The organism is Rhodococcus sp. Leaf278, assembly GCF_001426085.1.
Classification (GTDB): Bacteria; Actinomycetota; Actinomycetes; order Mycobacteriales; family Mycobacteriaceae; genus Rhodococcoides.
In genome coordinates, this window is the sequence record NZ_LMRR01000034.1 from 17658 (window position 1) to 28132 (window position 10475).

At 65.0% G+C, this 10475-nt stretch carries 13 protein-coding genes; 6 read left to right on the forward strand and 7 right to left on the reverse strand.

Going from position 1 to position 10475, the window contains the following annotated elements; genetic code table 11:
* Window positions 1–9: 9 nt before the first annotated feature.
* Both ASG84_RS19100 and ppgK read right to left on the reverse strand, forming a co-directional pair.
* On the reverse strand, window positions 10–1341 hold the full coding sequence (locus ASG84_RS19100) for an RNA polymerase sigma factor (protein WP_057478600.1): 1332 nt from the start codon (window positions 1339–1341) through the stop codon (window positions 10–12).
* Window positions 1342–1502: 161 nt separating this feature from the next.
* The gene (gene ppgK, locus ASG84_RS19105; RefSeq protein ID WP_057478601.1) at window positions 1503–2324 is read right to left on the reverse strand and encodes a polyphosphate--glucose phosphotransferase; all 822 of its coding nucleotides are present in this window, start codon (window positions 2322–2324) and stop codon (window positions 1503–1505) included.
* Window positions 2325–2528: 204 nt separating this feature from the next.
* Here ppgK and ASG84_RS19110 point away from each other — a divergent pair, with 204 nt between their 5' ends.
* Window positions 2529–3413 (forward strand): inositol monophosphatase family protein, encoded by an 885-nt coding sequence (locus ASG84_RS19110; RefSeq protein ID WP_442970996.1) that lies wholly within the window; start codon window positions 2529–2531, stop codon window positions 3411–3413.
* Between the two features lie 15 nt (window positions 3414–3428).
* Here ASG84_RS19110 and cei read toward each other — a convergent pair whose 3' ends face one another.
* Window positions 3429–4109, reverse strand: a complete 681-nt coding sequence (cei, locus tag ASG84_RS19115; RefSeq protein WP_057478602.1) for an envelope integrity protein Cei — start codon at window positions 4107–4109, stop codon at window positions 3429–3431.
* A 542-nt stretch (window positions 4110–4651) separates the two neighbouring features.
* On the opposite strand from cei, the gene ASG84_RS19120 reads away from it, so the two are divergent.
* The gene (locus tag ASG84_RS19120) at window positions 4652–4954 is read left to right on the forward strand and encodes a DUF4193 domain-containing protein (RefSeq protein WP_027496891.1); all 303 of its coding nucleotides are present in this window, start codon (window positions 4652–4654) and stop codon (window positions 4952–4954) included.
* Between the two features lie 72 nt (window positions 4955–5026).
* Here the strand turns inward: ASG84_RS19120 and ASG84_RS19125 are convergent, their stop codons facing one another.
* On the reverse strand, window positions 5027–5497 hold the full coding sequence (locus tag ASG84_RS19125) for a DUF3093 domain-containing protein (protein WP_057478771.1): 471 nt from the start codon (window positions 5495–5497) through the stop codon (window positions 5027–5029).
* A gap of 214 nt (window positions 5498–5711) precedes the next feature.
* Here ASG84_RS19125 and dut point away from each other — a divergent pair, with 214 nt between their 5' ends.
* Together dut and ASG84_RS19135 are read left to right on the forward strand one after the other, a co-directional pair.
* Entirely contained in the window at window positions 5712–6164 is a 453-nt protein-coding gene (dut, locus tag ASG84_RS19130) for a dUTP diphosphatase (RefSeq protein WP_156399628.1), read from the forward strand.
* A gap of 60 nt (window positions 6165–6224) precedes the next feature.
* Entirely contained in the window at window positions 6225–7070 is an 846-nt protein-coding gene (locus tag ASG84_RS19135; protein WP_057478603.1) for a DUF3710 domain-containing protein, read from the forward strand.
* Here ASG84_RS19135 and ASG84_RS19140 read toward each other — a convergent pair.
* Window positions 7052–7774, reverse strand: coding sequence for an alpha/beta fold hydrolase (locus ASG84_RS19140; protein ID WP_057478773.1), 723 nt, complete (start codon window positions 7772–7774; stop codon window positions 7052–7054). The genes ASG84_RS19135 and ASG84_RS19140 overlap by 19 nt on opposite strands.
* A 201-nt stretch (window positions 7775–7975) precedes the next feature.
* Here ASG84_RS19140 and ASG84_RS19145 point away from each other — a divergent pair, with 201 nt between their 5' ends.
* Together ASG84_RS19145 and ASG84_RS19150 are read left to right on the forward strand one after the other, a co-directional pair.
* On the forward strand, window positions 7976–8353 hold the full coding sequence (locus ASG84_RS19145) for an OB-fold nucleic acid binding domain-containing protein (RefSeq protein WP_032378440.1): 378 nt from the start codon (window positions 7976–7978) through the stop codon (window positions 8351–8353).
* Window positions 8354–8381: 28 nt separating this feature from the next.
* Window positions 8382–9119: a DUF3159 domain-containing protein gene (locus tag ASG84_RS19150; RefSeq protein WP_442970986.1), complete on the forward strand. Its 738-nt coding sequence runs from the start codon at window positions 8382–8384 to the stop codon at window positions 9117–9119.
* On the opposite strand, the gene ASG84_RS19155 is transcribed toward ASG84_RS19150, so the two are convergent.
* Window positions 9093–9752 carry a potassium channel family protein gene (locus ASG84_RS19155; RefSeq protein WP_032377739.1) on the reverse strand — a complete coding sequence of 220 codons (660 nt, stop codon included), beginning with the start codon at window positions 9750–9752 and terminating at the stop codon, window positions 9093–9095. The two genes, ASG84_RS19150 and ASG84_RS19155, sit on opposite strands and share 27 nt — an antisense overlap.
* A 49-nt stretch (window positions 9753–9801) precedes the next feature.
* A complete protein-coding gene (locus ASG84_RS19160; protein ID WP_057478775.1) occupies window positions 9802–10467 on the reverse strand; it encodes a potassium channel family protein in 666 nt (221 codons plus the stop codon).
* Window positions 10468–10475 lie beyond the last annotated feature (8 nt).

Sequence of the window (10475 nt, forward strand, 5' to 3'; positions counted from 1 at the left end):
TCGGGTCACTCAGTCCAGGTAGTCGCGGAGAACCTGGGAACGGGACGGGTGACGCAGCTTGGACATCGTCTTGGATTCGATCTGGCGAATTCGCTCACGGGTGACCCCGTACACCTGGCCGATCTCGTCGAGGGTGCGCGGCTGGCCGTCGGTGAGGCCGAACCGCAGACGAACCACGCCGGCTTCGCGCTCGGACAGGGTCTCGAGCACAGACTGGAGCTGGTCCTGCAGCAGCGTGAACGAGACTGCGTCGACGGCGACGACAGCTTCGGAGTCCTCGATGAAATCGCCGAGCTGGCTGTCGCCCTCGTCACCGATGGTCTGGTCGAGGGAGATCGGCTCACGCGCGTACTGCTGGATCTCCAGCACCTTTTCGGGCGTGATGTCCATTTCCTTCGCGAGCTCTTCCGGAGTGGGCTCGCGACCCAGATCCTGAAGCAATTCGCGTTGGATGCGGCCGAGCTTGTTGATGACCTCGACCATGTGAACCGGGATACGGATGGTGCGGGCCTGATCGGCCATGGCCCGAGTGATGGCCTGTCGGATCCACCAGGTGGCGTACGTGGAGAACTTGTAGCCCTTGGTGTAGTCGAACTTCTCGACCGCGCGGATGAGACCGAGGTTGCCCTCCTGAATGAGGTCCAGGAAAGCCATACCGCGACCGGTGTAGCGCTTGGCCAGGGAGACGACGAGTCGAAGATTGGCCTCGAGCAGGTGGTTCTTGGCGCGGTTGCCATCACGGCAGATCCACGTCATGTCTCGACGCTGCGCGACGGGGAGCTTCTCGCCCTTCTCCGCGGACTCGCGCATCTTCTCGACCGCGAACAGGCCTGCCTCGATGCGCTTGGCCAGTTCGACCTCTTCCTCCGCGTTGAGGAGGGCGACCTTGCCGATCTGCTTGAGGTACGCACGGACCGAGTCCGCCGACGCGGTGAGCTCGGCATCCTTACGAGCCTGACGCAGGGCCTCGGATTCCTCCTCGTCCCATACGAAGTCGCCCGACGCCTTGTCCTCGGCGGTCGGCTCGCTGGTGGCGTCTTCTTCGGTATCGTCACCCGCTGCAACGACCTCGACCACATCGTTGGCGGCAGCAGCCAGATCGCCTTCGGAGATGTCGATGTCCTCGATTCCGGGTGCGCTCTCGTCGGCGTCGTCCCCGGAAGCGGGAGATGTTGCTGTCTTCTTCGCTGCGGCTTTCTTCGCCGGTGCCTTCTTGGCCGCGGCGCGCTTCGCCGGAGCCTTCTTTGCCGGTGCCTTCGCAGCGGGTGCCTTGACAGCAGGTGCAGGTGCCGCAGACTCGGTCTCGGAATCTACGGTCTGACGGATATCGGTGGCTGCCACGTACGCCCTTTCGTGACGAAGTCGTGCGGCGTCACGCCAGAGTTGTTTCCGGCGGAGAGGTCTTCGGATTCTGGCCGGCTGCGTACCGGCACACACCATTGTAACGACCTCTCAGGAGTTTGTTACCGACCCTCGTCCTACGCGAGTGGCGACGCCGCGTGTCAGTGGGCCGATCCAGCGGATGTGCCGGTCTCTGCGGACGGCACGGCGCTGTCCGCAGCGAGGGCGGCACCGACGATCCCGGCAGTGTTCAGCAGGGTTGCGGGCACCACGGGAGTGCGGTTCGTCAGGTGCGGAATCCACTTCTCGCTCTTGCGACTGATGCCGCCGCCGGCAATGAACAAATCCGGCCACAGCAGCGCCTCGAACGTCTGCAGAACCTTCGAGACTTCCTTGGCCCATTCCTTGTACGACAACCCTTGATTTTCCTTCACCGACGACGCTGCCCGGTGCTCGGCTTCCTTGCCGTTGATCTCCATGTGTCCGAATTCGGTGTTGGGCAGCAGCACCCCGTTGTGCAGCACCGCCGAACCGATCCCGGTGCCGAATGTCAGGAGCACGACGACACCGTCCTTGCCCTTGCCGCCGCCGTACTTGTCCTCGGCGATTCCGGCCGCATCGGCGTCGTTGAGAACGGTGATGTTCTCTGTTCCGATGGCCTCGGCGAACAGTGCTCGGGCGTCGGTGTCGATCCAGGACTTGTCGATGTTGGCCGCTGAACGAGCCACGCCGTTGGTCACCACGGCGGGAAGTGTGACTCCGACCGGACCGGTCCACTCGAAGTGCGCGGCGATCTCCGCGACGGTACGAGCGACGGCATCCGGGGTGGACGGCTGGGGAGTCTCGATCTTGTAGCGGTCGCCGACGAGGTCCCCGGTGCTCAGGTCGACGATCCCGCCTTTGATGCCGCTGCCGCCGACGTCGACGCCGAATCCGTGGCGTGCTGCCCCGCCGAGGGGGTTGTCCGAACCTGCCTGTGTCATGTGGATGCCGCTCCTGGCCTGATCGAATCCGTGTGGTGCCGTCGCTTCCGAACAATAGTGCCGTTTCGTTCTTCGCGGAACGTCGACGTGTTCGGTGAGTCGCTGCAGTGGTGCTCGGCCGTCGGTGTGTGTTGCGATGTACGTGTGCCGAAATCAGACGGATCGCAGAACGACACCGCCAGTACGCAATTGCCCGGCACGACGGTGCCGCCGGGAGAGCTGGACACCGAATCGAACACGCGAGACGTGGACGTATTGCGCGAGGTTGCCGAACGCGTCGCGATGCGTGCCGCCGAGCACGTGCGACTGCGGCGACCGCAGGTGTTCGGTGACGGTTCGAGCGCCGATGACGACGCAGTGCAGTCCAAGAGCACGCCGACCGATCCGGTGACCGTCGTGGACACCGAGACCGAGCGTGTGCTGCGCGAGATGCTGGCGCAGGTGCGGCCGTCGGATTCCATTCTGGGGGAAGAGGAAGGGAGCGAGGACGAGTCGCTCGACGGTGTGCGGTGGGTACTGGACCCGATCGACGGGACCGTGAATTTCATGTACGGAATCCCGGCCTACGCGGTGTCGGTCGCCGTTCAGATCGACGGCGTCAGTGTGGCGGGGGCTGTGGTCGACGTTGCTCGCGATCTCGTCTACTCCGCGGCGAAAGGTCGCGGTGCCACCGTACGGGGGCCCGACGGCACACTGGAGCAACTGCGGTGCTCGGACGTGGCCGAATTGTCGATGACGTTGTTGGCCACCGGATTCGGCTACGGGTCGGGTCGTCGTGCCGTACAGGGCGCGATCATCTCGGAATTGTTGCCTCAGGTACGCGACATCCGCCGGATCGGATCGGCAGCATTGGATCTGTGCATGGTCGCGTCCGGAGCGGTCGACGCCCACTTCGAACACGGGCTCAGTCCGTGGGACTGGGCCGCTGGTGCGCTGATCGCCGCAGAGGCCGGAGCAGTGGTGCGGCTGCCCGCTGCCAACTCGACGAGTGCGCACGGCTCTGCGACCGTGGCCATGGCACCCGGAATATCCACCGCATTCCTGGCCGCGTTGCGCAGCGCAGGCGCGCTCGATCCGATTCCTGGTTGAGAAGTCGCGTCGACGTCAGCAGCGCGATTCGCGCGCTGCGGCGAGTAGGTCGGCATCGAGCGGCTGCGGCTCGGCATTCGGTGCTGTACCGGCAAGTGTGCGCAGCACTTCTTCGGCGTCGTCGTTGGGCTGGATCGCGCTGAAGTAGGTACCGAGAGCGAGATCGACCGAGTCGTCGGTGCGGGCATCCTCGATGAGCTCGGCGCAGGGCGCGACGAGCCACACCGCACTCGCCGCGGCGACTCCGGCTGCACCGAAGCGAATCTGGCCCTGGCACTGCATGTTCTGATCGACATAGACCGGATCGTTGCCCACCTGAACGTCCGGTGCGCTCGCGAAACCGTAATCGACGAGCTGGGCCGCCACCAGAGCTGCCTGGCCGCGCTCACCGTTGGCGTTGAAGACACGCACCTTCGATGCGGACAGAGCCGCGGGCGCGACGTCGAGCAGCGTGTCGGGGTCTACTTCGTCACCCAGGGGTGCGGGCTGCGTGCCGTCGGTGGCGGCCGTCGTGGTCGGCGTATTGCACTCGGCGGTTGCCGAGGTGGCCTCGGATGTGGTGAACACCTTGACCCAGACGACCACGCCGAGCAGTGCCAGCACCGTGAACACGGCGATGATGGGAAATGCCCGGCGGCGACGGAACGGACGACCTCGATCGTCGGTCGAACGGCCTTCGGTGATCAGAGAAACCACAGTTGATCTTCGCCTTTCCTTCGGCTGTCGCCGAGACCGGTCACAGGGTCGGTTCAACCGACGCGTGCCTACTGTAGATGCCCGCGCTGCCGGGCGGCGGCACACTCGGCCCAGCCCTTTCCGGATCCGGAGCGCAACTCCCGTTTCGGAGCCGAAAACCCGCACGGGGAAGCCTTCGATGAACCGGGAATGAAGACGGCCGCCTCGGTGTTGTTGCGGCGTGCATGCAGGTAAAGGACTGACCGGCGATTCGGTTTCGAGTTTGTGACCGGCTTCGGCTATTGTCTGGCGGCCGCGGTGCTTCGAGAAACGGACGCCGGTGCACCATCGATCTGGTGAGCGAGGTCTCGATCGGGTTTCAACCGGCGAGTATTGGGAACTACCCGGTGTAGTTTCGGGCACCGCGCGACGACGAACGATTCGATCAGTTACGAACAATCGGTGGGAGTGAGCAAGCGCCCTCTTCACAGCCGACGGCCACAAGCCGACCACAACGGCAGCTCCCACCACACACACGCACGAAGATGAGGGGTACGAGAACAATGGCAACCGACTACGACGCACCGAGAAGAACAGAATCCGACGACGTCTCGGAGGATTCGCTCGAAGAACTGAAAGCTCGGCGCAACGAGGCCCAGTCAGCAGTGGTCGACGTGGACGAATCCGATACCGCGGAGTCGTTCGAGCTCCCAGGAGCAGACCTGTCCGGTGAGGAGCTCTCGGTTCGAGTGGTTCCCAAGCAAGCGGACGAGTTCACCTGTTCGAGCTGCTTCCTGGTTCACCACCGAAGCCGGCTGGCCAGCGACGCCAACGGCGTGCTGATGTGCCGCGACTGCGCGGCGTGATCTTCTCCGCACAGACCTGATCAGCAGCTCGGGTCTGTGCGTCGGTTCCCCGGCCGTCGGTCGGGTACGAGGTCAGCGTGCCTCGACACCGTGAGCGGACAGCACCGCAAGTAACGCCTCGGGGCGTTTGGTGCTGACCAACCAGTACGGTGTCGGGTCGTCCGGATCGTCGAGAACCACGATCACCATCTGCTTCACCCAGGTGCGGTGCTGTACGAAAGCCAGCGGATCGAGCTGTCTGCCCAGTGCCGCACTTTTTGCTGTTCCAGGGACGATTGCTGCTTTGGCCGCAACAGCGAGCGGCAGGTGTGCTTTCCCTACCCGCAATTCGACGTCGGTCGAACCTGTTTCGGCCACCACCTCGACGCGCAGTCTGCTGAAGGCGAACAGCGCCCAGGCGACCAGCGGCAGCAACACGACGTACGGCAACCAAGCCCGGATTCCGGGTGCACCCATATGGATCTCCGCCGCCAGCAACACCGCTACGCCGGCCCCCGCCGCCCACCACCAGATCGGCACCCAGAGCCGCTCGGAGTAGAGCACCGAGTCGGCGGGCCCGCTGCTGGGAGTGGAGTTGCCGGACTCGGAGTTCGCGGGTTCGGTCTGTCGATCTGCAGTCACGAGCACCAGGGTAGTCGCCACACCGAGACACGAGCGGGCCAGCGTAGTCTCGTTCGACGTGAGCGACGAAGTCCCCGAGGCCGGCAAGGATCCTTCGGCCGACCCTAACCCGAATCCGGTGTGGCCTGCATCTCCGCTGACCGAGGTGCGGGTTCGCCGACTCGACCCCGAGCTACCGATTCCCGCCCGTGCGCACGAGGGTGACGCGGGTGTGGATCTGCGTATCACAGCTCCGGTCACGATCGCGCCGGGCGAACGAGTGCTGGTGGGAACCGGTATCGCGGTCGCTCTTCCGCTGGGAACCGTCGGGCTGATTCATCCGCGCTCGGGCCTGGCGGCGAAATCGGGTCTGTCGGTCGTCAACACCCCGGGCACGATCGATGCCGGATACCGCGGCGAGATCAAGGTCTGTCTGATCAACCACGACCTACATTCCCCGATCGTGCTCGACCGGGGTGACCGGGTCGCGCAGCTGATCGTCCAGCGAGTCGAGCTGGTGACGTTCGTCGAGGTCGACGAGCTGGACGACACAGTTCGGGGGGCCGGTGGTCACGGGTCGACCGGCGGTCATGCGAGTCTGAAGCAGTGAGTTCCGCCGCGGCGTCGGTGGCAGGCACCAAGGAAGCAATCGAGAAGAAGAGAGCTGAACATGTTCGGACGGCGTAAGAAGAACGACGCCGGCAGTGCCTCCGCACCCGATGCGGAGGCATTCGTCGATGGAGTCGAGGACGAGCAGCCCGCGGACACCAGCGCCGATGGGCCCCACGATCTGGAGGACCTCGACGACGATCGCGAGACCGTGGCAAAGACGCGTCTCGACCTCGGCTCGGTGTTGATTCCGCTTCCGGAAGGCGGCCAGCTTCAGGTCGAAATGTCCCAGGCGGGCAGCCCGCAGGCGGTGCACATCGTCACCCAGTTCGGTCGTATCACCATCGCGGCGTATGCGGCGCCTAAATCGCCCGGTCAGTGGCGTGAGGTGGCAGCAGACCTGGCGACATCGCTTCGCAACGACAAGGCCGAGACCACGGTCGAGACGGGCCCCTGGGGACGGGAGCTGCACGGCGTCACCGCCAATGCCGATCTTCGATTCATCGGAGTCGACGGCTATCGATGGATGGTCCGATGCGTGCTCGCCGGGCCGTCGGGTGCCGTGGGTGAGGGGCAGCCGCTCGTCCAACTCGCACATACGATTCTTCGGCAGACCGTGGTCGACCGCGGAACCGATCCGCATCCCGTTCGAACACCGCTGCCGGTGGTGCTGCCACAAATGCTGGCCGAGCAACTTGCTGCTGCCGCGCAACAGCAGGCGGCGGCACAACAATCGCCACAACCCCAGGCTGCGGAAACCGAACCCGCTGCGCCGCAGCAGAACTCGGTACCGCAGCAGAACTCGGTACCGCAGCAGAACTCGGTACCGGAGCCGACGGCGGCGGAGCGCGACCGAGCGCCGCGACGAGGAGCGTCGGGATCGGCCATTCAGCAACTGGGCGGTTGAGGGGAGAGTAGGTCGAGGCCGTCGACAGCCGCACGGCCCAGGCATCCTGCGTCGTGGCCGATCATCTCCAGCGTCACCGTTCTGAGCGCGCAATTCGGTAACGCCCGCGCCCAGTTCTGCGCCACGTCGATCGGATGTACTGCGTCGTCCACCGCGCCCACGACGACCGTCGGCAGCTCGATCCGCGCCAGCTCGTCCAGCTCGAGGCTTCGGTATTGCGCCGCCTCGTCCAAGGCGTCGGGAAGGGCCGGCCACTGAGTGGCCCAGGATCGACTCAAAGTGCGAGCAAGCCATGCGGGGCTCGACGACGTCATGGCCGCGGTGACGGCATCGAGCCCCACCTCGAGCAGCGATCGAGCGGTGAACTGTGCGCTGAGGGCTGCGGGAGAGCCGGCCGGGTCGCCTGTCCATGCCGGTAGAACGAGCGCCAGCGCTGCGGTGTTCGACGCGTTGGTCGCGGCCCATCGTGCCGCGACCGCGGCACCGAGGGAAATTCCTGCAACGACGATTCGGCCGTGTCGCCGCGTCGCCGCGTTCAACGCCGCGACGTAGCTTTCGACCACACCGGTGGGATCGGGTTCGACGGGGATGGTGGTCAATCCCACACTGGCGAACGCTGCCGAGAACGCGTCGCCGGCAAACTCGGCGTCCGATCCCGTACCAGGTAGAACGACCGCGGCGAGGGTGTCGAATCGGCTGTGCACGACACGATTGTGCACGGCTTCGGTTCCGTGCGTGGCGGTGGTTGGTCAGTGTGACACTTCGGGTCTACAGTGGCGAAGTACCCGCCCTGACGAGGCAAACCCCCACGTCGCCGCAGTTGCTTCCGGGAGTGGAGCCTGCGGCACGACCCAAGCCGCTGGCTCGTGGAGCCTGCGGAACGACTCATACCGCTGGAGCGCACAATGGCACCCGCTGCCGCAGGATACTTTCGCCGGTTGACGCGAAAGTTGACCGAGGACATCGATCAACTCGACGCCGAGGAGATGGCCGAATCTTCCGAAGCGTCCGGTGCCCGACGCGCATGTGATTGCTCGCGCGGCGAGGAAGTCACGATGCTGGGTCGGTTGCGCAGCGTGGAAGCGTGTTCTAAGGCCGCCAACGCAAACATCGAGGCGGAGTTCTTCGATGGCACCGATACGGTGACGCTCGTGTGGATCGGTCGGCGAAAGATTGCGGGTATCGAGCCCGGCAAGACCGTGCTCGTTCGTGGACGCGTCGGCGAGCGAGATGGACGCAAGATCGTCTACAACCCGTACTACGAACTGCGCGACGACAGCTGACAGTCGCAGGTATGGCACTCTCGTTGTCGTGACCAACAGTGACGATGCCGTGCCGCCTCCCGCGACGCCGGAACCTGCGACCGATGCGCCGACGTCGGAGAGCGTCGAAAAGGTGGCCCCGACCGTTCTGGAACAGCTCGGCGGTCTGAGCGGGCTCGTCTATTCCACGTTGCCGGTCATCGTGTTCGTTCCGGCGAACAGTTTCTTCGGCCTGGCCGTCGCCTTGTGGTCTGCACTCGGGGTCGCCGCTGCAGTTCTGGTGTGGCGTCTGATTCAACGCACTCCCATTCAGCCTGCGATTTCGGGCTTCTTCGGCGTCGGCATCTGTGCGTTCATCGCGTACCGCACCGGAGATGCCAAGGGCTACTTCCTGTTCGGCATCTACACATCGCTGGTCTACGGCGGGGCCTTCGTGATGTCGGTGCTCGCCCGCTGGCCGCTGGTCGGAGTCATCTGGGGCTACCTCAACGGCAAGGGAACCACGTGGCGTCGCAACCGATCGGCCGTACGTTTCTACGACGTGGCGACGATCGCGTGGGCAGCGGTGTTCGCTGCCCGATACGTCGTCCAGTCGCAGCTCTACGACTCCGATCAGACCGGCTGGCTGGCCGTTGCACGAATCGGCATGGGCTGGCCGCTCACCGGAGTGGCGCTGCTGGTCACGCTCTGGGCCGTGCGACGGGCCGATCACACGCTCGAGGTTGCCGCCAACGCCGATCGGACCGACGGAACCCTGCCGTCAGATCAGTCCGACCGCAGCACGTAGTTCGTTCTCCACTTCTTTGGCCGCGACGAACAGTAGTTCGTCGCCGCCCTCGAGTGGATCGTCGTGCTGCGGCACGATAACCCGGCCGCCGCGCAGAATCGTCACCAGCGCAGCGTCCCTGGGCAATTGGAGCTTGCGGACCGGCTTACCTGCGAGTGGCGTGTTCTCCGGCAGCGTGATCTCGACGAGGTTCGCCTGGCCCTTTCGGAACGTCATCAGATGCACGAGGTCTCCGACCGAGACTGCCTCTTCGACCAGCGACGCGAGCATCCGCGGCGTCGATACCGCGACGTCGACGCCCCATGCGGAATCGAACAGCCACTCGTTACGTGGGTCGTTGACTCGGGCGACGACACGATCGACACCGAACTCGGTTTTGGCCAGCAGGCTGAGCACCAGGTTGGCCTTGTCGTCGCCGGTAGCAGCGATCACCACGTCGTAGTTCTCGAGATGAGCAGCTTCGAGCAGGCTCAGCTCGCATGCATCGGCCAGCACCCATTCGGCTTCCGGCACTGCTGCCTGATCGACGTGGTCGAGTTTGCGTTCGAGGAGCATCACGTCGTGTTCGCTGCGGATCAGCTCGCGTGCGATGGACCTGCCGACTGCGCCGGCACCGGCGATGGCGACTTTCATGGCTTCCCGTTCGGGTCGATGGGGGAGATGAGGAACGTGCGGGCGTGCATCAGTCGTCCGACGGCGGCGGGTTGCCCGCCAACGCGATGGCCTCGGCGACTGTGCCCGAGACAGCGGCGACGTAGACCTCGTCACCGGCCTGGATGACGGTGCGCTTGTCCGGTAGCAATCCGACGCCGAAGCGGATGACGAATGCCGCCCGCGACCGCGTCGACTCTTCGAGAACCGAGAGCTTCTTGCCGATCCACCCGTCGTCGAAGTCGAGAAGAACGACGGCCACGCTGCCGGAAGGATCGCGCCACTTGGTGGTCGGATCGTCGCGCAGCAGGTTGTGCAGAAAACGGTCGGTCGCCCAGGGGACCGTGGCAACGGTGGGGATTCCGAGGCGCTCGTAGACAGCGGCGCGTTTGGCGTCGTAGATTCTCGCCACCACTTTGTCCACTCCGAAAGTCTCCCGTGCGACGCGCGCCGAAATGATGTTCGAGTTGTCGCCGGAGGACACCGCAGCGAAAGCCTCGGCCTTCTCGATTCCCGCGCTCACCAATACATCTCGGTCGAATCCCATGCCGACCACACGGTGTCCGCCGAAGCTCGGATCGAGGCGCAGAAAGGCAGACTCGTCGCGATCGATGATCGCTACCTCGTGGCCGATGCGTTCGAGCGCCCCGGCCAGCGATGCGCCGACGCGGCCACACCCCATCACAACTACGTACAACGCCCAGC